Below are 19,873 nucleotides of genomic sequence, written 5' to 3' on the forward strand. Positions count from 1 at the left end.
GAGGCTTCGCGAGAGCGACTAGCGGGTCTCGCGGTGCGCCTGGTGCGTCTTGCAGTTCGGGCAGTACTTCTTCAGCTCAAGCCGATCCGGGTCGTTGCGCCGGTTCTTCCGCGTGATGTAGTTGCGGTGCTTGCACTCCTGGCAGGCCAGCGTGATCTTGGGCCTAACGTCGGTGGCAGCCACGTGGGAGTGCCTTTCTACGTTCGAGACATTGGACAACCCACGGCAGTCTCCTCCGAAGAGAGGAGACCCCGATGGGTAGTAGCGGAGGCCGGACTTGAACCGGCGACACAACGATTATGAGCCGTTTGCTCTGCCTGGCTGAGCTACTCCGCCTTGAGGCCGACAAAATCGACCGACCCCGCAAGGATACCCGACCCGTCGAGTGCCTGCGTACTTGTGCAGGTCGGGGCGATCTCTTCTGGGTCACCCCAGTATGCCCGTCGGCGCGTCGGAACCTTGAGTATTTTCTGACCTGCCTTTATGGCCGGCCAAGCCGAAAGCCCCAACCGAAAGGTTAGGGCTTCTAGGCTGTCGAGCCCCTTTACGGAATCGAACCGTAGACCTTCTCCTTACCATGGAGACGCTCTGCCGACTGAGCTAAAGGGGCCTGTCCGTGTCGCTCGCGCTCTCGGACAGGTGTAACCATACACGGCTCCGGAGCGGGATGCGAAATCAATCGAGGACCACCCGGACCACCCCGATCCGCCCGGCGTTCTCACGCGAGTCCCGGCCGCGTCGGCGATGCCGCGCCCGTCTCTCCCCGAGTGCGTCCCGTCCCGGCGACCGCTGCACCGCCCCCGGCCCCGGTGGGGCGGGCGGCCTCCCGCCACCCCACCGGGCAGGCACCAAGTCATCCCCAAGTAGGTCCTAAGAGGGCGAGCGCATCGTGGTGGGCGTAAAGACCGACGCATCGAACGAGGAGCCCTCCGCCATGACCGCCACGCCCCCCGAACTCCTGGGCTTCCGGATCACCCACCGCGCCATGCGCGGGGACGCCCGGCGCCTGGCCGTCCTGGCCACCGAGCTGGCCGCCGGCCGGCAGAGCGCCACTCCGGCCCGCGCGAGCGCCATCGCCGCGTTCATCGCCACCCTGAACCACGGCATCCACCACCACCACACGATGGAGGACGAGCTGCTCTGGCCCGTCATCGAGCGGTCCGCCGGGGCCGAGGTGGACCTGCGCGACCTGAGCGACGACCACGCCGAGCTCGACCCCCTGCTGGCCGAGATCAACGGTCAGGCCGCCGCGTTCGCCTCCACCGGCGACGCCTCCGCGCTCGCCCGCTCCCTCACCCGGCTGGCCGACATGCTCGACGAGCACATCTCCGAGGAGGAGCGGCTGATCTTCCCGATCATCACCCGGTACGTGTCCGCCGCCGACTGGAACACGGTCGAGGCGGCGGTCCGCAAGGGCGGGAACCCCAGGATCGACCTGCCCAGGATCGAGCAGTACGCCAGGCCCGAGGAGATGGCCCGGCTGCGCGGGCTCGCCGGTCCCGTGCTGGTGCTGATGCTCTCGCTGTTCCGGCGCGGTCACCGTCGCCGCGAGCGCGCCGTCTTCGGCCCCTCGGCCGGCGTGCCCGCGCGTGCCCCCCGCCACGGATGACCGCGTCCGGGGCCCGGAGCGTCAGTCCGGGTCGCGGCCGAGGAAGGCGGCCAGGTGCCCCAGGATCAGGGCGACCGGTCCCAGGGTGATCGAACCGGAGTGCATTCCGTCCTGCTCCCCGTCCCAGGGGAGCAGGACGCGGTGGCACCGCTCGGCCACCTCCCGGTCGCCCAGCGCGATCGCGCTCTCGGCGCGCAGGCCGTGCCAGAGCAGCCAGTAGTAGTCCCGGCGGGGTTCCCAGGGCGGGATCCCACCAGCACCGTGGCGGGGGTACGGGGTGCCCGTCCGGGTTCGAGCACCCGCCGGAGGTTGGAGACGTAGACCTGGAGGGCGGTCAGCGCCTTGGGAGGGGGTTGCCCGCGCCACAGGTCATCGATGAAACGATCGGTGGAGACCACGTGCCCGCCGGCCGCCACGAGCCGGGCCACCACCGCCCGCTGCCGGGAGGTACCGAGGTCCACCGCACGGCCGTCGATCTCCGCCTGGAGCGGACCGAGAACACGCAACATAACAAAAAGCAGGCCATGCCCCTTTCGCCAGCTTTTGTGGGACACCGAGGAGCACGATGCTGCAGGACCGTCGCAGGGAATCGATCCGCGCGCTCGACGAGAGCGACCGGCCGCACCTGTACTGGCACGGCGTGGACGGCGACGGCCACGTGTGGCTGTTCGAGACCGTGCTCGACGACGGCGGGGAGTACTGGCCGGTGAGGCACGCCGAGCTGGGCTCCGACGGTCTGGCCCGCACCTACTCGTGGAGGCACATCGAGGACGAGCACGGCTTCCTCGCCGAGGGCCCGATCTACCCCGACGACTTCGGCCTGAACGCCCTGACCGCCGAGGAGTTCGGCACCCTGTGGACCGCGCTCAGCCGGTGAGGGGTTCCGCCGTACGGGACGGTATCCCGTCAGGACAAGGCCCGGACGGCGAGGGAACCCGGCGCGGAGCGGCCGGACCGCGTGAGTACCCGGCACGGACGGCGCGCGGGCGGCGCTGATGGCGCCGGCGCCACGTGACCCCGGGTGTCGCGGACCACTCAGGAGGTCAATGCATATAAATAGCAGGCAATATCACTTCTCCTCTATTTTCGACCGTTTTCGAAACCGGTAAGCGCGATGACCTGTTCGTACGACAGGAACGAGAAACCCGTACGACAAATCGGGTTATTTCGCATATATGCATAGAGGTAGGTTGCTCGCATGAGCGGAACGCCCGGCCTGCCGATGGCGGCCTCGGAGATGACCGCGCTGAGCCTGCGGACCGCCGACGCGGTGGTGCTGCTCGACTGGCTCATGAGCGTGGACCTCGACCGGCTCCCCGTCCGGCACCTGGCGCAGAAGCAGGCCCTGATGGACCTCCTGCAGCGGCTCGACGGGAGCATCCCCGGATACACTCCCGAGGACGTCGACCGGGCGCACCACCTGCTGACATCCGAGATGGGGCTGTAGCAACCACTCCCCGGCCCCGTACGAAAAGCACCTGCGAGGCGGACGAGGGGCGGGCGGCGACGGCACCGTACGATTCACCACGGGACCGTGTGATCCGCGCCGGGAGGGGCAGCACCGCCTCCGGGCCACCGGAGCGCGGACCGGCCGGGTGGTGGCCCGCCCTGTCCCGACAGACACGATCACCGGTCCCGGACCGGTCCCGGGAGCCTTCCGGCGCGGCGGCGCGTTCACGGACGGCGTACCGGGGAGAAGGTGGTTGCGCACATGGGCTTTGAGATCCCGTCGGCGGTGCTCGACCCCAAGCGCCTGTCTGCGGTACGGGCCACCGGCCTCCTCGACACCGACCCCGAGCCGTCGTTCGACGATCTCGCCCTGCTGGCCGCCCGGGTGACCGGGACGCGGCGGGCCTTCGTGACCCTGGTGGACGATCGGCGGGTGTTCTGGAAGAGCGCGATCGGCATGGGGGAGCTCTCGATGACCGAGCGGGAGAGCCCGGTGTGGGAGAGCCCCTGCCACATCCTGATCGCCACGAACGAGCCCCTGCTGGCCGGGGACGTGGCCGCGGACCCCCGCCTGGGCCGCCTGGCGGCGGTGAGGCGGCTGGAGATCGGCGCCTGGGCCGGATATCCCATCCACGGCCCCGACGGCGAGGTCCTGGGCGGCCTCTGCGTGGTGGACGAGGCACCGCGCACCTGGACGGACATCGACGCGCAGACGCTGGCCACCCTGGCACGCGCCGTGTCGGGGGAGATCATGCTCAGGGACGCGCTGGCCCGCTCCGAACGGCACGTGGCCGAGTTGCAGGCCGCGGGCAGGGTCTCCGAGGAACTGGCCAGGACCCTCCAGGAGAGCCTGCTGCCGCCGATGATGCCGGAGGTCCCCGGCCTGGAGGCCGCCGCCACCTACATCCCGGCCGCCGGGGGGGTGAACGTGACCGGCGACTTCTACGACCTGTTCCTGGCCAGCGGATCGCGCTGGTGCGCGATCCTGGGCGACGTGTGCGGGCACGGCGTGGAGGCCGCGCAGATCACCGCACTGGCCCGGTACACGATGCGCGCCGACGCGCCCCGCCACGTCTCCCCCAGCAAGGTGCTGGAGCAGCTCAACAGCGCCCTGCTGGCCCAGCGGGTCAAGGACGGGCGGTTCCTGACGGCGGTCTGCGCGATCTTCCGCCCGGACGGGAACGGGTTCACCGGGATGCTCTCCACCGCCGGGCACCCCTCCGCCCTGCTGCGGAGGGCCGACGGCGCGGTCGAGGAGCTGCGGACGCGCGGGGTCGTCCTCGGCGTCCTGGAGGAGACCGGCCTGGAGAACGCTCGCTTCGACCTGCGGCCCGGGGACACGCTGCTGCTCTACAGCGACGGCGTCACCGAGGCGCACCCGCCCGGGGAGCAGGAGCTGTTCGGCGACGAGCGCCTGATCTCCCTGCTGTCGGCCTGCGGGGACCTGGACGCGGACGGCACCGTACGGCGGATCGGCGACGCCGCCCTGGAGTACAGCCGGGGGCACATGACGGACGACATGGCCATCCTGGCGCTCCGCGTCCCCCTGCCGTGACGCCCTCCGGCACGGCCCGCCGCCGGTCTCCTCGGCCGCTCCCTCACCACCGGCCCGACCCCGTGACCGGTCCCCCGCACGACCGGCTCGTACCCGCCGCCGAAAATTCCCTCACGGACCACCCGGGAGAATGTCGAGAACGGGACGGCCGGCTTCTACCAAGGGGTGAGGGCGCCGGGACGGGCGCCAGGACACGAGGAGCGAACCCATGAAGTACATGGTGATGATGCAGTTCAACGCCCAGGTCGACTTCCCGGCGATCGACACCTGGCCGGCGGAGGACGTCATGGCCCACATCGGGTTCATGCGGGAGACGAGCGAGAAGCTCGTCGCCGCCGGGGAGCTGGTGGACGCGCAGGGCCTGGCGGCCCCGGACCAGGCGAAGGTCGTGCGGGCCGGCGAGGGCGGCGCCCCCGTGGTCACGGACGGCCCGTTCCCGGAGACGAAGGAGTTCCTGATCGGTTACTGGATCATCGACTGCGAGGGCCCCGAGCGGGCGATCGAGTTCGCCGCGTACGTCTCGGCGGCCCCCGGTCCCGGCGGCAGGCCGCTGAACATGCCGATCGAGGTGCGCCAGGTGATGTCGGAGAGCCCGCCCGAGGAGCTCTGACGTTGCCCGGCCCGCTTCTCGACGACCTGCTGCGCCCGCTGGTGCCGCAGGTCGTCGGCGTGCTCACCCGGCGCTTCGGCGACTTCGCCGCCGCCGAGGACGCGGTCCAGGAGGCGCTCCTGGACGCGGTGGCCCAGTGGCCCGCCGAGGGCGTGCCCGGCAACCCGCGCGGCTGGCTCGTCCAGGTCGCCTCCCGCCGGATGACCGAGCGGGTCCGCAACGAGCAGGCGCGGCGCCGCCGGGAGGAACGGGTGGCCGCGCAGGCGCCCCAGGACCGGCGGGCGGCACCGGCCGCGGACGACGAGCCCGCGGCCGACCGGGACGACACGCTCACCACCCTCTTCCTGTGCTGCCATCCCGCGCTGACCCCGGCCTCGGCGATCGCCCTCACCCTGCGGTCCGTGGGCGGCCTGACCACCGCCGAGATCGCCAGGGCGTTCCTGGTCCCCGAGGCGACGATGGCGCAGCGGATCAGCCGCGCCAAGCAGCGCGTCAAGGCCTCCGGCGTCCCCTTCCGCATGCCGCTTCCCGAGGAGCGGGCCAGGCGGCTCGCCTCGGTGCTGCACGTGCTCTACCTCGTCTTCAACGAGGGGTACGCCAGCAGCGCGGGCCCGGACCTGCAGCGCGTGGAGCTGGCCCGCGAGGCGATCCGGCTGACCAGGATGGTCCACGGCCTGCTTCCCGACGACGGCGAGGTGGCCGGGCTGCTGGCGCTGATGCTGCTGACCGACGCCCGGCGCCCCGCGCGTACCGCGCGGGACGGCTCCCCCGTCCCGCTGGCCGAGCAGGACCGGAGCCTGTGGGACGGCGCGGCCGTCGCCGAGGGGGTCGCGCTCGTCACCGCGACCCTGGCCCATGGCGCGGTCGGCCCCTACCAGCTCCAGGCGGCGATAGCCGCGCTCCACGACGAGGCGGCCACGGCCGAGGAGACCGACTGGCCGCAGATCCTCGCCCTGTACGGCCTGCTGGAGCGCATGTCCCCCGACAATCCCATGGTGTCGCTCAACCGCGCCGTCGCCGCCGCCATGGCGCACGGCCCCGAGGTGGGCCTTCGCATGCTCGCCGCGCTGGAGGCCGGCGGCCGCCTGACCGGTCACCACCGCCTCCACGCCGTACGGGCCCACCTGCTGGAGATGGCCGGGGACCGGGACGCGGCGGTCGAGGAGTACCGCGTCGCGGCGAGCCGCACCACGAGCATCCCCGAACGGGACCACCTCACCACCCGCGCCGCCCGGCTCGCCGCCCTCGCCCCGGGGAATTCCTGAAGGGGATCGCGTACGACGCGAAAAGGGCCCCGGAGAACCTCCGGGACCCCTCGGCGTCCCCGGTCGCCCCCCATGCGGGAACCGCCCGAGAGGCCCGGCACGACCGGAAGAACGCCATGAAGATCATTTCACACATCTCGACGGCCGGTGACACACGACCGTCCCGTGAACGCCCTGTCCGGCACCCTGCCCGGCGTACTTCTTCGCGGCCGTCCTGCTCAGCCCGCTCACGGCCGGCGTGGGCGCCACGTGGGCGCCGGGGCGCGGTGGCCGCATGTGGACGCCCGGGGTGGGGGAAACGCCGGCGATCACGCCGCCGTTGCCGCGCAGGTGGGCGATCTCGTACCTCATCCCGAGGAGGACACCGGTGCCGGCCCGGCGCTCACGCCGGGTAGGGGACGGCCTCGCGCGCCGACCTGAGCGCCTCCGCCCACCAGGCCAGCTGGTCGAGCAGCGTCTTGGCGTACCCGGGGGCCTCGGGGTCGAGCGGGCGGCCGTCCCGCCAGGCCGTGAAGTAGTTCGGGAAGGCCAGGCCGTCGCGGATCGTCACCGCGTGCAGCTCGGTCAGCACGTTCTCCAGGTGCAGCACGGCATGCCTGCCGCCCGCCGCGCCGCCGTAGCTGACGAAGGCGACCGGCTTGACCGTCCACTGGGTGAAGTGCCACGTGGGTCCCGAGTTCACGCGGCGCCTGAACCGTCACGTGGTCCCGCGACGGGGGGTCCTGCGGATCGACCACCCGTCCGGGCACCAGCTCCGGCTGCTCCGCGAGACGCTCGAACTCGCCTCGGACGGGCAGCAACTCCTCGTCCTCCTCCCCGCGGACGAGGAGACGGCCCGCAGCGTCGACCGGCTCAGGAGCCGCCCCTCCGGCCGGCTCCGCGCGCTCCCCTGACACCTCCCGGCCACCGCCGACCGGCACGACGCGTCACGAAGGACCACGCCTGGCGGCGGGACCGGGTGGAGGGCCGCGCCGTCACCTTCGCCTTGGTCCGCGGGCGCCAGGTCACCGACGTCCTGACAGGACCAGAAAAGGCGCGGAGCGGTTATCCCGTCGCGTCAAATTCAATGAGTTTGCCGCACAAAAAGGACATATTTGACTTTTGGTCACATAAATCCTGTATTAGCGGGTCACAAGCGAGGGGCAAGGCGGCCGCAACCGGCCGGGGGCACTCTGATGCGAACCCAGTTCGGATTGGAGAGAAATTTGCGTCCGCATCGCCCGGCCAGCAGTTATTCTCGGGGAGCGCCGAACGTGCGGCAAGGGCTCTCCTCCTCGGGCCCCCGCCCCTGGCGAGCGATGCTCGAACACGAGCCCGACCACGTGGCGGCCGTCGCGCCGGCGCGACGGCCCGTGCTTCCATCCACGGGGCCCGACCTCGGGCCCGCGCGGCCCGTGACGATCAGGCTCCTCGGGCCGCTCGACGTCGTCCTCGGCGACACCCCGAGATACGTTTCCGGACTGCGCAGAAAAACCGTCCTGGCCGCCCTCGCCCTCCGGGTGGGAGAGGTGATCAGCAGCGACCGGCTGATCGACGTCGTCTGGGACGGCAGATCACCGGCCACGGCCGTGAACACCCTGCAGAGTCACATCTCCCATCTCCGCGGGCTGCTCGGCGCGCGCGAGTCGATCGTCACGCGTCCGTCCGGGTACTGCCTGGTCGGGGAGAACGTCGTCACGGACGCGCAGATCATCGAACGGCTCATCGGCCAGGCGAAGCAGGCCACCGATCCGGGAGAGCGCTCGGCCCACCTCAAGACGGCCCTCTCCATGTGGCGGGGCCGGCCGCTGGGGGATCTCAGCCCTCACCCCTGGCTGGACGAGCAGGCCGAACGGCTCGAACGGGTCCGCCTGGTCGCGGTCAACATGTTCATCGACGTCCAGCTCGCCCTGGGCGAGCACGCCGGCCTGATTCCCGAGATGGAGGACCTCACCCACCAGCACCCGTTCGACGAGGATCTGCACCGGAAGCTGATCCTCGCGCTGTACCGGACCGGCCGGCAGGCCGACGCGCTGCTGGTTCTCCACCGGCTCCGGCTCAGGCTCAAGGAGGAGCTGGGCATCGTCCCCGGACGGCCGCTGCAGGTGCTGGAGGAGGCGATCCTGCGTCACGACGCCTCCATCGACCCGCCGGTCGCCGTCGGCACGGCCGGCCGGGCCGCGTCCCCGGCCCCCCGGCACCCCACCCCGATCGTCCCGGCGCAACTGCCGCCCAGGGGCGGCAGGATCATCGGCCGCCTGACCGAGCTCGGCCGGCTCGACAGGGCGCTGACACGGGGAGGCGGCGCCGGAGCCGGTTCCCCCGCCACCATTCTCGCGATCGTGGGGGCGCCTGGAGCGGGAAAGACCGCGCTGGCCGTCCACTGGGCGCAGCGGGTCGCCGGGAGGTTCCCGGACGGACAGCTCTACGTCGACCTCCGGGGGTTCGCCCCGAGCGGGCCGGCGGTGGCCACGGAGGACGCGCTCCGCGGTCTCCTCGACGCCCTCGCCGTACCGCCGGACGGCATCCCCGCCGGCCTGGAGGCCCGGGCGGGGCTGTACCGCAGTCTGCTGGCGGGAAAGCGGATCCTGGTGGTGCTCGACAACGCCCGGGACGCCGCGCAGGTCCGCGCGCTCCTGCCCGGCTCACCCGGGTGCGTCGCCCTGGTGACCAGCCGGACCCAGATGACGTCGCTGGTCGTCACCGAGGGCGCCCAGCAGCTCTCCCTCGACCTGCTGGCGCGTTCCGAGGCGCGCGCCCTGCTCGCGAGCCGGCTGGGCGAGGAGAGGGTGAACGCGGAAACCGGCCCGGCCGAGGCCATCGTCGAATGGTGCGGGGGACTGCCGCTGGCACTGGCCATCGCCGCCGCGCGGGCCGCGGCCTACCCGTCGCGGCCACTGTCGAGGCTGGCGGCCGAGATACACGGGGACCGGCCGCCTCTGGACGTCCTCACCTGCGGTGATCCCACCGCGGACCTGCGCGCGGCCTTCTCGTGGTCGTACCGATCGCTCAGCGCGGACGCGGCCGATCTCTTCCGGTGGCTCGGTTCCCGGTCCGATCACGACGTCACGGTGGAGACCGCCGCGGAGTCGACCGGCCTGCGCGTCCACCACACCCGCTCGCTGATCGACGAGCTCGCGGGCGCGCACCTGCTCACACGCCGGCCCGGGGACAGGTACGCGCTTCCGGGGCTGCTGCGGGCGTACGCGATGGAGCTCTGGCTCCGGCGATGAGGCGATGAGGCGATGAGGCGAGGCGGCTGAGCACCGCGCCACCCGGCGCCACCCGGCGCCACCCGGCGCCACCTGGCGCCGCCCAAGGCCACCCGGCGCCGCCCGGCACCCACCGGTCACCCCCGCCGCCCGGCACCACCCGCCGCCCGGTGCCGCCCCGGTGCCCGCCCGGTGGCGTGCGGGCGTCCGCCTCCCCCGGGCCGGCGCGGTCCGTCAGGTGCTCTTCAGGCCCCTGATCCTTCCCACGACGTGCACCGCGCCGAGAAGCCTGTTGACCTCCCGTACCGTTCGCGTGCTCCCGACGGCCCCGTCCCGCAGCGCCCTCAGCCCCTCGGGCAGGGGCATACGCCCGGTGTGCTGTCGTCCCGAGGACCACGCGTCCACGAACGCCCGCTGCCAACCCTTCCCGTTGCGGTGTGCGATGACCAGTTCCGGCCGGAATCGCACCGGGCTGCCGCGCTCGTTCAGGACCTGGGCCAGGCTGTTGTCCCCTCCCGTGCCCTCCTGCGAGAAGCCGCCCACCTCGTGGAAGGCCTCGGTCAGGACCGAACTGTTGCCACCGGCGAAGAACATGACCGGCGCGTCCCGTTCCAGCCGGGTGTACCGGGCGTCGTAGCGGGCCTGGCGCGCCTGGGACAGCAGGCTGTCGTCGAAGCAGAGCACGCGCCCGGTGACGGCGGGACGGCTCTCCTTCACGTCCGCGGCCTGGATGAGCCAGTCGCCGCGTGGTGCCGCGTCGTCGTCCAGGAAGGCCAGCACGTCGCCGCCCGCGGCCTCCACCCCGAGCCTCCGGCTGGCCCCGGCCCCCCTGCGGTCGCGGTTGCGCAACACCTCGACGGGCAGGGGGGAGGACCTGGCCGCGGCCGTGGCGCTCTCCGTGACCGAGGCGTCGTCCACGACGATGACCTGGTGCAGCGTGGCCCGGCAGGACGAGCCGTCCAGGCGGTGGGCGCATTCGAGCAGCGCGTTCAGGCACCGCCGCAGATCCGCGCCCCTGTCACGGGTGGGAATGATCACTGAGATCCGAACCATTGCTCTCTCCATCCGACAGCGAGACGTTTCCACCGCTCCGTGTCGCCCACCGGCAGGTAGGTGCGGCGGATGTGCAGCGGGCGGCGTGCCCAGGGCTCCGGTGGCGACCTGACCGTTCCGAAGGCCAGCACTCCGGGGGGAACCGGGGGCGGCTGGGGGATCAGCCCGTAGGGGTAGGCGAACGTGCGCGCGGGCCCGCCGGTTCGCTCGCCGATCCCGCGCAACGAGACCGCGACCTCCTCGGCGGCCTCACGAGGTTCCAGCTCCGTCAGCCGGGGGTGCCCGGCGGTGTGCGCGGACAGCACGTGGCCGGACGCGGCGAGAAGCTCCGCCTCGGCCCACGTCAGGAAGGCCTTCCGGGGCGGCAGAGCGGCGCGCTCGGAGCGGCTCAGGCGATCGGCCGCGTCCAGCTCCCCCGTGACGCAGAAGAGCAGGACCCTGACCCCGAACTCCGCGAGCAGCGGAGCGGCGACCTCCAGGTTGTCCCGGTAGCCGTCGTCGAACGTCAGCAGCACGCTCGGGTGGTCCGGGGGTGAGAACCCGGGCCCGACGGCGGCGGGGTCGAGCGCCGGGCCGACCGTGTCGAGAACCGTCTCCAGTCCCCGGCGGAAGGCGTCGGGGGAGAGCGCCGTGTAGTGGTCCACGAGGTCGCTGACATGGTGGAAGTACAGCACCAGGGGCCAGCCGGGAGCGGAGCCGAGCGCGGGATCGAAGAGGGCGGCGCTCACGGGAACGTCCATCCGAGGTCGTCCAGCACGGACGCCGGGACCTCGACCCCGTGCGCGTCCGCGTCCGCGGCGTGGTCCTCCTCGGGCTGGTCGGGGAACCACGGGCGAGCGGGTTCGGCGGCGTGACCGGCCAGTACGGCCTCACGCAGCCGCTGGACGAGCCCGGACAGCTCCCCGTGATCCCCCTCGGGCGCGAAGTGCCGGGCGGAGAAGCCGACGAACAGCTGCGAGCAGCCCATCACGCGGTCCAGGTGCCTGCGCTGTTTGCCGACGTCCGGGCTCACCCTCCGGCCGGCGAGCGCGCCGGCCAGGATCTCGGCCACGAGGGTGACGCACAGCCCTTTGTAGCCGCCGAAGAGGGGGATGGAACCGTCCCGGTCGAGGGCGGCCGGGTCGGTCGTGGGCGTGCCGGAGGCATCTTGCAGCCAGTCCCGCGGCACCGGTGCCCCCCGGTTCGCGGCGTCCCTGATCTTGCCCGCGGCGACGACGCCGGTGGCGAGGTCGACGCAGAACGGCTCGCCGCCCCCGGCGGTGGGGGTGACCAGGCAGACGGCGTTGCTGCCCAGGGTCGGCCTGCTCGCGCCGGGAGCGGAGACCGAGGGGCCGGAGGTGTTGAGCAGGAAGCCCACCACCTGGTGCTCCTGGAAGGCGTGCCGGTAGGCGGCGAGCATTCCGACATGGTTGTTGTCGTGGATCGCGACGGCCGCGAGCCCGTGCTCGGCGGCCCTGGCCGCGCACCATCCGGCCGCCAGCTCGGCCGCGGGCTGGCCGAGCCCGCCGCACGCGTCCACCGAGGCGATCGCGGGGGTGATCTCGGTGAGGCGCGGCCGGGCCGTGACCCTGATCCCGCCCTCCTTGATCCGCCGCAGGTAGGTGGGGAGCAGGGCGACGCCGTGTGAGCGGTGGCCCCGGCGTTCCGCGTCGACCAGCACGCCGCTCGTGGTCTCGGCGGCCGACTCCCCTGCGCCCGCCCCCAGCAGGGCGGCCGCCGTGCTGTGGTGCAGGTCGGCCAGGGGCACACGGACGCCCCCGGACCGGCGGGCAGGCGGGCAGTCGACGAACTGGCCGCCGTCCAGCCGCAGGGAGCGGTACCGTCCGGGCACGCTCAGCCCCTCCCAGCCGTGCCCGGCGAGGACCAGCACGCTGTACGGCTCGTCGGCCGGCGGGAGGTCGTCCACGGCCGTGCCGGCGGGCCGGTCGCCGGCGTCCAGCACCACGGTCGCCCGGCCGGGCCGCAGCTGGCCGGGGCGCAGCCGGTCGAGGCGGCCACCGTGCACCCGGCCGGCGCTGACCGTTCCGTACCTGGGCGGTATCCGCCCGTCCAGCAGCGCCGTCAGGCTGCTGCGGGCCTCACCGTCCAGCCCGGACAGCAGGACCTTCTCCCCCTCGCCGACCCGCAGGTCGGCGCCGCGCAGGAGGACCCGTTCGGCTCCCGGAGGGCCGACGGAGAGGACGACGTCCCGCAGTTCGAGCGCCACCTGCGGGCGGGGGGCCGCGGGGGCGGGCCGCTCCGGGAGACGCGCCTTCATGCGATCACCCCGCGGTGGCCGGCCGATCCGGTGAGCCTGGCGAGCGTGGACCCGATCAACCGCTCGACCGTCTCCTCGGTGAAGTGGTCACGGCTGAACTTCACGGCGAAGGAGAACCGCTCGCCGACCTGGTCGGCCTCCAGCATGAGCACGTACGGCTCCGTCTGCCGGGGCGAGCGGCGGCCCCCCGCCGACACCCTCGACGGCGGCAGCCAGTCCGCCTCCCTGGCGTTGATCTCACTCATCCGGCTGCGGAAGTTCAGCCGGACGCCGCTGCCCGGCAGGTTCGCGAGCGCGGCGTGGCCGGCGAAACGCAGGGCGTCGAAACCGAACCGGTTCCTCGGTATCCGGCCGAACTCGGCGGCGGCGCTCTCCAGCCAGTCCCCGGAACCACCGGTGATCACCACGGGATAGTTGGCCTGGAAGTAACCGATCGCGGAGGTGAGGTCGGGGCCGCCCGGCAGCCGCTCCCGCCCGTGGTGGTAGGTGTCCACGCTCACGGCGGGAAGGCCGAAGTGCTCCATGATCGCGTTTCCCGCCGCGGCCAGCACCAGCGACTCGAAGGTGAGGCCGCTCCGGGCCGCCAGCAGGTGGGCCGCGGACGTGTCATCCGCGTCGAGCACGGCGCTCCTGACGTCCATGCTGGGAAGCAGTCCCGGTCCGGCCGGCTCGACCGGCACCCGGTGGACCCGCCGCCAGTTCTGGGCGCCCCACGCCTCGGCGTCCTGCCGCGCCTGCGGCGAGGCCAGCCACGCCGACAGTGCCCGCGCCTGGCTCCGGGGCGTACCCGGGTCGGCCGGGGGCTCGGCCCCGGTGAGGAGGGCCTCCAGGTCGTCGGCGAGGATCTCCACGGAGAAACCGTCGAGCGTCAGGTGGTGCAGGGCGATCTGGAGCAGCCGCCGGGCGGGCAGCCAGCACGCCGCCAGCACCCGGCCCTCGGCCAGCCGGTGCGCCCGCCATCCGTCCCGTAACACGCCGGGCACCTCGTCCTCGGGCACGTCCGCCGTGGTGAACAGCCCGCGCGGCGCGTCGGGCAGCACCTCGGCGTACGGCGCTCCGTCCCCGTCGAGCACGTAGCGGGTGCGCAGGGCCTCGTGCCTGCGCACCAGGGCCAGGACGGCGGCCTCCACGGCGGCGGTGTCCACGGGCCGGCCGCCGGGCGTCCGCTCCGGCACGTCGAAGATCCACCCCAGCGAGAAGTGGTCGGGATCGGTGAACGCGCCGCCGATCCAGCGGCGTTGCGTGGGCAGCAGCGGCACGGCGGGAGTCGTGCCCTCGCCGGCCGCGTCCGCGGGGGTTCCCGCGGGCGCCGCCACGCCCTGCCCCCGGCGGGCCTCGATCCGGGACAGGATGCCGCCGAACGTACGCCCGCGCAGGATGTCGGGCAGGACGCCGTCGACGCGGGCCTGGTGCAGCCGGCTCAGCATCCGCACGGCCAGCAGCGAGTCGCCGCCCGCGGCGAAGAAGTCCGTGTCCGGCCCGGACGGGGCGGTGCCCAGCGCGGCCTTCCACGCCTCACCGAGCAGGTCGGCGGTCGAGGAGCGTGTGGGATCGAGGGTGGTCATGTCGTACTGCTCGCTTCCTTGGCGTCGGCGTCGGCGGTGGCGGTGGCCACGTCCGGTTCGTCCGGTTCGTCGGGCTCCCGGGCGCCGCGGGCCAGCCACGCGCTGACCAGGCAGCCCGTCCCCAGCACGGCGGCCAGGACGAACCAGGCGATGCCGGGAACCTGGGTGATGAGGAGAATGACGAGCACCGGGCCGATCGCCTGGTGCGCGGAGAAACTGAGGGAGAACAGGGAGAGGTAACGCCCGCGCAGACGCTCCGGCGCGAGGTTGACGGAGACCGTCCACTCCCCCACCGAGCCGTACAGCTCGGAGGCGGTGTGGGCCAGCACGGCGAGCACCAGCAGGACCACCACGAACGGCAGGGCGTCACCGGCCACGGACGCCGCCCAGTACCCGGCGGCGGCCAGCGCGAAGGAGACCGCGGCCCGCACGTACACCGGCGGTGTCTGACCGGCCCGGGAGACGCCCCTGGTCAGCCGGACCTGCAGCAGCACGACGAGCGCCGTGTTCAGCGCGAACAACGCCCCCACCACCCCGGGCGGGGCGGAGGTCTGCCGGCTCACCCAGAGCGGCACGCCCACGTTCAACGCGGTGACGTGCGTCATCACCATCGTGTTCGCCACGGCCAGCGCGACGTACCGGCGGTCGGCGAGCACCTCGCGGAACCCGCCGGGCGCGCGCGCCCCGGAGCCCGTGCGCGCCGCCGGTCCGCCTCGCGGTGCGCGCGCCACCCGGATACCGGCGACCAGCGCCGCGGCCAGCAGGAACGACACCGCGTCGCCGGCGAGGACCGCCCGGTACCCGGCCTGGGAGTCAAGGGTGACCAGCGCCGCGCCGATCAGCCCGCCCAGGCCGAAACCGATGTTGCGCACCGACCGCTGGAAGGCCATCAGGGGCACCCGCTGCTCGGCGGTGACCATGGCGGCCACCAGGGCCTGCTTGGCGGGGCGCGCGCTGTGCTCGGCGATCTCGGCGATGACGGCGACCACGACGAAGGAGACCATGCCTCCTATCGAGAGGTAGCCGAGGTAGCCGGTCGCCGCGAGCAGGAAACAGGCGACGACCACGGCCTTGGGCCCGAACCGGTCGATGAGCGTGCCGGCGGCGGGTGCGCAGACGGTCCCGGCCAGGGCCGCGACGCCGAGACCCACACCGACCGCGGCGGCGGGCAGGTGCACCACCGCGGTCAGGTAGATGACCGTGATCGGGATCCGCATGCCGGTACCGATCGCGTCGATGACCGCGACCCACGCCCACCGCCGCACGCCCGGCGCGTCGGGCAGCCCGATCCAGCCGCGCGTGATGCGGCGGACGAACGCCGGGGCACTCACGACTCGGGACTCCGCGCGTCGTCCGGGGAGAGGAACTCCAGCCGGTTCTCGTGGCAGTCGGCGGTGTGGAAGCGCCGGTACCCGGGGAAGTTGCCGTCCCAGGTGATCGTCACGCCCTTGTCGGTCAGCCGCTTGGCCAGCGCGTCGAGGTCGGCCACGAGGATGCCGGGGTGAGCCTTGCGCGCGGGACGGAAGTCCTCCTCGACCCCCAGGTGGATCTCCAGGGCGTCGGCACGCACCCACAGGCCGCCGCGGGCGGCGAGCACCGGCGGCTTCTGGATCTCGGTCATGCCGAGCACGTCCACGTAGAAGTGGCGGCACGCCTCCTCCTCGCCCGGAGGCAGGGCGAGCTGCACATGGTGCAGACCGAGGCCGAAGGCGGACGTGGCCCGCGTGGTCTCGTACGGCAGGGGCTGCTGGTTGTCGTTCATGTCGGGGACACCTTTCGCAGGTGGGACGGGGATGGGGACGGGCGCGGGGGCGGCGCGGTGGACGCGCCGGGGGAAGGCCCGCGCCCTATGATCGGCCAGGACCCGCCGAATCCAGAAGGGCCCGCCAGACGCGCTCGACATGCGGCGGCAACTCCTCCGGTTCCTCCGGCGGCGGCCGCCGGGCGAGCAGGGACGCGATCGGGACGAGGTCGAGGTCCGCCACGGCGGAGAGCCGCGCGAGGTCCTCGCCCGCGCACAGCCGGTCGTACTCGAGCACGGTGCGGCGGGCGGGATCGCGGGTCCGCCCGTGCCGCAGCCACGGCTCGTGCCAGGCGACCCACTTGTCCAGCGCGGCCTCCCATGTCGCCGGGCGCCAGGGGCGGTCACCGGACCAGCGCAGCGTCGAGGCCGCCACGGCCGCCGGGTGGCGGACCAGCAGCACCCAGTGCGCGTCCGGCACGGTCTGGTCGAGCCGGTCGAGTTCCAGAAGGTACTCGTTGTACTTCTCGCCGAACCGGGTCGCGCCGCGGTAGGCCCGGTTCACCAGATCCCGCCGGAACGTCACCGCGTCCTCGACCCTTCCGGCGGCGACCTCGGCGGCGGCCTCGCGCAGCACCTCCTCCACGGTGGCCAGCCATCGCCCGCTCGCCCGCCCGTACGGCGGCCGCCGGCGCAGGGCGTGCAGCATCTCGTCGACGCGCAGGTGACGGGCCGAGAGGTCCTCCTCGGTGCACCAGCGGTGCAGCAGGTAGGGAAGCTTCCCGTTGATCGTGAAGAGACCGCCCACGGCGTCGAAGGCCCTGTCGAGCACCGCCGCCAGGGCGGTGGTGCCCGAACGCTGGGCGCCGAGCAGGACGAGCGGCGGGGCTCCGGTCACGCTCATGACCCCGTACCCGCCGGGGCCGCTTCGTCCGCCCACCCGCGCAGGATCCGCATGCACGCCACGCTGGCCGCGTGGCCGCCGTCGGAGAAGGCCTCGCCCCACGGGTTGTCACGCTCGTCGGCGGTCAGCCGCCGGCCCTCGCGCCAGTGGGTCTCCAGGCTGACGAACCCGCCGTAGCCGTCGCCGGCCAGCCGCCGCAGTATCGCCGGCCAGTCCAGGTCGCCGTCGCCGAGCCGGACGTATCCGCGCGTGGAGTCGGGGTCCTTCACGTGCACGTGGCGGATGTGCGCGCGGCCCGCCTCGTAGTCGGCGGGGAAGGGGGCGGGGTCCCAGCCGCCGAAGACACTGTTGCCCGGGTCCCAGAGGATGCCGACGTCGTCGCGGCCGAGCTCGTCGAGGAACGCCAGGACGTGCCGCAGCGTCGGCGTGTTGGTCCTGGTGCCGTTCTCCACGACGAGCGGGACCGGCAGCCGTAACCCGCTCATGACGCGGGCGGCCACGCGCCCGGCCCGGACGGGGTCGGGGTCGCCGTCGCGGTAGAAGCTGAAGATCCTGACGTGCGGCGCGCCGAGCAGCGCCGCCCGGCGGCAGCCGTCCTCCAGCAGGTCGGCGGCGGCCCGCAGCTCCTCGTCCGTCCCGGGTACCCCGATCTTGAAGGCCGGCGGCGCGAAGCCCGCGTTCGCCAGCCCGTGCTCGTCGAGAACGGCGCGGGCCCGCAGGAGCTGGTCGTCGGTCAGCAGGTGGGGCGGCGTGCCGTCCATCGACCTGATCTCGACGGCGTCGAAACCCAGCTCGGCGGCGGTCCTGGCGACCTTCCCGCAGTCCTGGTCGAGTTCGTCGCCGATCACTGCCAGTCTCATCGGTACCTCTCCTCCGGCTCCGGACGGTTCCGGACCGAAGCCGTGTCCGGTGGGTGACCCGCGGGCGCGAGGGCGCGGGCGAGTACGGCCAGGTCCGCGTCCGGGGTGCCCGCGCGGGACTCCACCGTGACGCAGCGCAACGCCGTGCTCTCCATGACCCGCAGGACGGGGTCGAGATCCGGCGGTGCCAGCGGGCGGTGCCGCACCCCCTGCGGGGTGCGCGTCACGCCCTTGACCTGGGCCGCGCGTACGTGCGGTGCGAGGCCGGCCAGCCGGTGGTCGTCCGCGCCGCCGATCGCGGCCAGGCCCAGGACGTCGAGGACGACCCCCACGCCGGTACGACCGGCGAGGTCGATCAGGCCGTCCACGTCCGGCCCTCCGGCGTGCGTCTCGACCCACAGCTCGAACCCGGCGTCCGCCGCGGCGGCCACCTGCTCGCCGACCAGGCCCGGGTCGGGCGCCTCGACGCAGAAGACCTTCACCGGCCACGCGGCCGGCACCCCCGCCGTCTCCGGCCGCGGCAGCGCGGGATCGCCCAGGCGCCATCCGAGGCCGGTGAAGAAGACGTCGAGCCCGGCGGAGCCGATCGCGCGCAGTCCGGAGAGCACGCCGTCCTCCTCCCACCGCTGGCCCTTGCCGACCCGCAGGTCCAGGCCCGAGCCGCCGTACGCGAGCACGGCGCCGGCCAGTTCCGCGGCGGTGGAACGCGGCAGCGTCCCGGAGCTGAGCCCGATGGCCGGGACCCCGGTCACCGTGCCACCCCCGCGAGGCGCGGGTCGTCGAGGACGGACCCGCCGAGCAGGCCGTCCAGTACCTCCGTCACGCCACGGCCGCGGCTCAGCGCGGCCAGGGCGAGAGACGAGCGTCCCGTCACGGCGCCGCAGAGCTCCCGGTAGACCTCGCCGCGCAGCGCGGACGCCGGCCGGGCCGGGCCGGCGAGCGGCCTCCCGTCAATCTCCCCGGTGACGGCCCCTGACCGCATCTCCATCCAGGCGTCGGTCCCGAGTACCGTGAGCTGCTCGAACCTGGCCGGTGAACGGCTGGTGACGGCGACCGACAGCCGGGCCCCGGACGCGAAGACGACGTGCCCGCACAGCTGCGTGTCGATGCCGGGTGCGGCGTCGGTCCTGGCCAGCGGGGTCACGGTGCGCGGCGTACCGAGCAGCTGACACGCCAGGTCGAGGTAGTGCACGCCGAGATGGGCGGTGACGCCGCCGAGCGCGTCACGGGGATCGGAGCGCCAGCCCGCCTGCCGGTAGTGCGCCTCGGGGCGTGCCCGCGAGACGGTGAGGCTCGCCACGGCGCCGGCGAACCGTCCCGGGTCGGCGGACCGCAGCGCCTCGGGAAGCGCGAACCGGTGCTGGAACATCACCGCGGCCAGCACCCCGCCGGACCGGGCCAGCGTGAGCAGGCCGGTGAGCTCGTCCGGAGTGCGCGCCGGCGGCTTCTCCAGCAGCAGGTGCCTGCCCGCCGCCACCGCCGCCTCCGCGACGCCCGCCCGGGCGCCCGGCGGCAGGCACAGCGCCACCACCCGGACGGCGTCGTCGGCCAGGACCTCCTCCAGCGCGCGCACCGCCAGGCCCGCCTCCCGCGCCCGCGCGGCGGCCCCCGGGTCGGTCTCCACCACCGCGACGACACGCGCGTCCGCCGCGTCCCTCAGGGCGTCGGCGTGCTGGCGTCCGGCGCCGCCGTAACCGACGACCGCGACCCCCACCGCTCCCGAGCCGCCGGGATGTGTCCCGTTCACGAAGTCCCCCTCTTGCGTCGTGTTCTCTTCTCGCGTCCGGCCGGTCCTCTCACGTCCGGCCCTTTCT

The 19,873-nt window shown here is 73.4% G+C and carries 22 protein-coding genes and 2 tRNA genes; 8 read left to right on the forward strand and 16 right to left on the reverse strand.

Translation table 11 applies throughout. The annotated features are described in order from the left end of the window. Positions 1-18: 18 nt before the first annotated feature. The 3 genes from rpmG to ACLQ2R_RS00580 all read right to left on the reverse strand — a co-directional run bounded on the left by rpmG (position 19) and on the right by ACLQ2R_RS00580 (position 610). Positions 19-183, reverse strand: a complete 165-nt coding sequence (rpmG, locus tag ACLQ2R_RS00570; RefSeq protein ID WP_030921771.1) for a 50S ribosomal protein L33 — start codon at positions 181-183, stop codon at positions 19-21. Between the two features lie 79 nt (positions 184-262). Beyond that, positions 263-336 (reverse strand) — tRNA-Met (locus ACLQ2R_RS00575). A gap of 201 nt (positions 337-537) precedes the next feature. Further along, a tRNA-Thr gene (locus tag ACLQ2R_RS00580) sits at positions 538-610 on the reverse strand. 324 nt (positions 611-934) lie between these two features. Between ACLQ2R_RS00580 and ACLQ2R_RS00585 the strand changes: the two genes are divergently transcribed. Then, a complete protein-coding gene (locus ACLQ2R_RS00585; protein WP_425957266.1) occupies positions 935-1,609 on the forward strand; it encodes a hemerythrin domain-containing protein in 675 nt (224 codons plus the stop codon). 65 nt (positions 1,610-1,674) lie between these two features. Here the strand turns inward: ACLQ2R_RS00585 and ACLQ2R_RS00590 are convergent, their stop codons facing one another. After that, on the reverse strand, positions 1,675-2,118 hold the full coding sequence (locus tag ACLQ2R_RS00590) for an AfsR/SARP family transcriptional regulator (RefSeq protein ID WP_425957267.1): 444 nt from the start codon (positions 2,116-2,118) through the stop codon (positions 1,675-1,677). Positions 2,119-2,174: 56 nt separating this feature from the next. Here ACLQ2R_RS00590 and ACLQ2R_RS00595 point away from each other — a divergent pair, with 56 nt between their 5' ends. From ACLQ2R_RS00595 to ACLQ2R_RS00615, 5 genes are all read left to right on the forward strand, one after another. Further along, on the forward strand, positions 2,175-2,486 hold the full coding sequence (locus ACLQ2R_RS00595; protein ID WP_425957268.1) for a hypothetical protein: 312 nt from the start codon (positions 2,175-2,177) through the stop codon (positions 2,484-2,486). A 321-nt stretch (positions 2,487-2,807) separates the two neighbouring features. Continuing rightward, positions 2,808-3,056 carry a hypothetical protein gene (locus ACLQ2R_RS00600; protein ID WP_386238242.1) on the forward strand — a complete coding sequence of 83 codons (249 nt, stop codon included), beginning with the start codon at positions 2,808-2,810 and terminating at the stop codon, positions 3,054-3,056. A 264-nt stretch (positions 3,057-3,320) separates the two neighbouring features. Beyond that, positions 3,321-4,613, forward strand: coding sequence for a PP2C family protein-serine/threonine phosphatase (locus ACLQ2R_RS00605; RefSeq protein WP_425957269.1), 1,293 nt, complete (start codon positions 3,321-3,323; stop codon positions 4,611-4,613). Positions 4,614-4,821: 208 nt separating this feature from the next. Further along, positions 4,822-5,223 (forward strand): YciI family protein, encoded by a 402-nt coding sequence (locus ACLQ2R_RS00610; RefSeq protein WP_425957270.1) that lies wholly within the window; start codon positions 4,822-4,824, stop codon positions 5,221-5,223. A 2-nt stretch (positions 5,224-5,225) separates the two neighbouring features. Then, complete coding sequence (locus ACLQ2R_RS00615) at positions 5,226-6,488, forward strand: RNA polymerase sigma factor (protein WP_425957271.1); 1,263 nt, start codon at positions 5,226-5,228, stop codon at positions 6,486-6,488. A 123-nt stretch (positions 6,489-6,611) separates the two neighbouring features. Here the strand turns inward: ACLQ2R_RS00615 and ACLQ2R_RS00620 are convergent, their stop codons facing one another. Further along, positions 6,612-6,839 carry a hypothetical protein gene (locus tag ACLQ2R_RS00620; protein ID WP_425957272.1) on the reverse strand — a complete coding sequence of 76 codons (228 nt, stop codon included), beginning with the start codon at positions 6,837-6,839 and terminating at the stop codon, positions 6,612-6,614. Between the two features lie 31 nt (positions 6,840-6,870). Beyond that, positions 6,871-7,170, reverse strand: coding sequence for an NADPH-dependent FMN reductase (locus tag ACLQ2R_RS00625; RefSeq protein WP_425957273.1), 300 nt, complete (start codon positions 7,168-7,170; stop codon positions 6,871-6,873). 19 nt (positions 7,171-7,189) lie between these two features. Between ACLQ2R_RS00625 and ACLQ2R_RS00630 the strand changes: the two genes are divergently transcribed. Continuing rightward, the gene (locus ACLQ2R_RS00630) at positions 7,190-7,381 is read left to right on the forward strand and encodes a hypothetical protein (RefSeq protein WP_425957274.1); all 192 of its coding nucleotides are present in this window, start codon (positions 7,190-7,192) and stop codon (positions 7,379-7,381) included. A gap of 501 nt (positions 7,382-7,882) precedes the next feature. After that, positions 7,883-9,700, forward strand: a complete 1,818-nt coding sequence (locus ACLQ2R_RS00635) for a BTAD domain-containing putative transcriptional regulator (RefSeq protein WP_425957275.1) — start codon at positions 7,883-7,885, stop codon at positions 9,698-9,700. 213 nt (positions 9,701-9,913) lie between these two features. Here ACLQ2R_RS00635 and ACLQ2R_RS00640 read toward each other — a convergent pair whose 3' ends face one another. From ACLQ2R_RS00640 to ACLQ2R_RS00685, 10 genes are all read right to left on the reverse strand, one after another. Then, positions 9,914-10,732 carry a glycosyltransferase family 2 protein gene (locus ACLQ2R_RS00640; RefSeq protein ID WP_425957276.1) on the reverse strand — a complete coding sequence of 273 codons (819 nt, stop codon included), beginning with the start codon at positions 10,730-10,732 and terminating at the stop codon, positions 9,914-9,916. Next, complete coding sequence (locus ACLQ2R_RS00645; RefSeq protein WP_425957277.1) at positions 10,714-11,460, reverse strand: polysaccharide deacetylase family protein; 747 nt, start codon at positions 11,458-11,460, stop codon at positions 10,714-10,716. The genes ACLQ2R_RS00640 and ACLQ2R_RS00645 overlap by 19 nt, the downstream gene beginning before the upstream one ends. Further along, a complete protein-coding gene (locus ACLQ2R_RS00650) occupies positions 11,457-12,989 on the reverse strand; it encodes an Ldh family oxidoreductase (protein WP_425957278.1) in 1,533 nt (510 codons plus the stop codon). Before ACLQ2R_RS00650 ends, ACLQ2R_RS00645 begins: the two co-directional genes overlap by 4 nt. Beyond that, positions 12,986-14,554, reverse strand: coding sequence for a condensation domain-containing protein (locus tag ACLQ2R_RS00655; protein WP_425957279.1), 1,569 nt, complete (start codon positions 14,552-14,554; stop codon positions 12,986-12,988). The genes ACLQ2R_RS00650 and ACLQ2R_RS00655 overlap by 4 nt, the downstream gene beginning before the upstream one ends. Beyond that, positions 14,551-15,885 carry an MFS transporter gene (locus ACLQ2R_RS00660; protein ID WP_425957280.1) on the reverse strand — a complete coding sequence of 445 codons (1,335 nt, stop codon included), beginning with the start codon at positions 15,883-15,885 and terminating at the stop codon, positions 14,551-14,553. Before ACLQ2R_RS00660 ends, ACLQ2R_RS00655 begins: the two co-directional genes overlap by 4 nt. Further along, positions 15,882-16,316: a glyoxalase gene (locus ACLQ2R_RS00665; RefSeq protein WP_425957281.1), complete on the reverse strand. Its 435-nt coding sequence runs from the start codon at positions 16,314-16,316 to the stop codon at positions 15,882-15,884. The genes ACLQ2R_RS00660 and ACLQ2R_RS00665 overlap by 4 nt, the downstream gene beginning before the upstream one ends. 85 nt (positions 16,317-16,401) lie before the next feature. Continuing rightward, positions 16,402-17,199: a sulfotransferase gene (locus tag ACLQ2R_RS00670; protein ID WP_425957282.1), complete on the reverse strand. Its 798-nt coding sequence runs from the start codon at positions 17,197-17,199 to the stop codon at positions 16,402-16,404. Continuing rightward, entirely contained in the window at positions 17,196-18,059 is an 864-nt protein-coding gene (locus ACLQ2R_RS00675; RefSeq protein WP_425957283.1) for a sugar phosphate isomerase/epimerase family protein, read from the reverse strand. The genes ACLQ2R_RS00670 and ACLQ2R_RS00675 overlap by 4 nt, the downstream gene beginning before the upstream one ends. Further along, positions 18,056-18,811, reverse strand: coding sequence for a hypothetical protein (locus ACLQ2R_RS00680; protein ID WP_425957284.1), 756 nt, complete (start codon positions 18,809-18,811; stop codon positions 18,056-18,058). Before ACLQ2R_RS00680 ends, ACLQ2R_RS00675 begins: the two co-directional genes overlap by 4 nt. Then, positions 18,808-19,806 (reverse strand): Gfo/Idh/MocA family protein, encoded by a 999-nt coding sequence (locus tag ACLQ2R_RS00685; RefSeq protein ID WP_425957285.1) that lies wholly within the window; start codon positions 19,804-19,806, stop codon positions 18,808-18,810. Before ACLQ2R_RS00685 ends, ACLQ2R_RS00680 begins: the two co-directional genes overlap by 4 nt. Positions 19,807-19,873 lie beyond the last annotated feature (67 nt).

Origin of the sequence: Streptosporangium sp. DT93, from assembly GCF_049844535.1 — a bacterium.
GTDB lineage: Bacteria > Actinomycetota > Actinomycetes > Streptosporangiales > Streptosporangiaceae > Streptosporangium.

Bases quoted from the DNA above. Each gene is read 5' to 3' on its own strand.
- ACLQ2R_RS00585 (WP_425957266.1), top strand. From the start codon at position 935: ATGACCGCCACGCCCCCCGAACTCCTGGGCTTCCGGATCACCCACCGC.
- ACLQ2R_RS00590 (WP_425957267.1), bottom strand. From the start codon at position 2,118: ATGTTGCGTGTTCTCGGTCCGCTCCAGGCGGAGATCGACGGCCGTGCG.
- ACLQ2R_RS00595 (WP_425957268.1), top strand. From the start codon at position 2,175: ATGCTGCAGGACCGTCGCAGGGAATCGATCCGCGCGCTCGACGAGAGC.
- ACLQ2R_RS00600 (WP_386238242.1), top strand. From the start codon at position 2,808: ATGAGCGGAACGCCCGGCCTGCCGATGGCGGCCTCGGAGATGACCGCG.
- ACLQ2R_RS00605 (WP_425957269.1), top strand. From the start codon at position 3,321: ATGGGCTTTGAGATCCCGTCGGCGGTGCTCGACCCCAAGCGCCTGTCT.
- ACLQ2R_RS00610 (WP_425957270.1), top strand. From the start codon at position 4,822: ATGAAGTACATGGTGATGATGCAGTTCAACGCCCAGGTCGACTTCCCG.
- ACLQ2R_RS00620 (WP_425957272.1), bottom strand. From the start codon at position 6,839: ATGAGGTACGAGATCGCCCACCTGCGCGGCAACGGCGGCGTGATCGCC.
- ACLQ2R_RS00640 (WP_425957276.1), bottom strand. From the start codon at position 10,732: ATGGTTCGGATCTCAGTGATCATTCCCACCCGTGACAGGGGCGCGGAT.
- ACLQ2R_RS00650 (WP_425957278.1), bottom strand. From the start codon at position 12,989: ATGAAGGCGCGTCTCCCGGAGCGGCCCGCCCCCGCGGCCCCCCGCCCG.
- ACLQ2R_RS00655 (WP_425957279.1), bottom strand. From the start codon at position 14,554: ATGACCACCCTCGATCCCACACGCTCCTCGACCGCCGACCTGCTCGGT.
- ACLQ2R_RS00665 (WP_425957281.1), bottom strand. From the start codon at position 16,316: ATGAACGACAACCAGCAGCCCCTGCCGTACGAGACCACGCGGGCCACG.
- ACLQ2R_RS00670 (WP_425957282.1), bottom strand. From the start codon at position 17,199: ATGAGCGTGACCGGAGCCCCGCCGCTCGTCCTGCTCGGCGCCCAGCGT.
- ACLQ2R_RS00675 (WP_425957283.1), bottom strand. From the start codon at position 18,059: ATGAGACTGGCAGTGATCGGCGACGAACTCGACCAGGACTGCGGGAAG.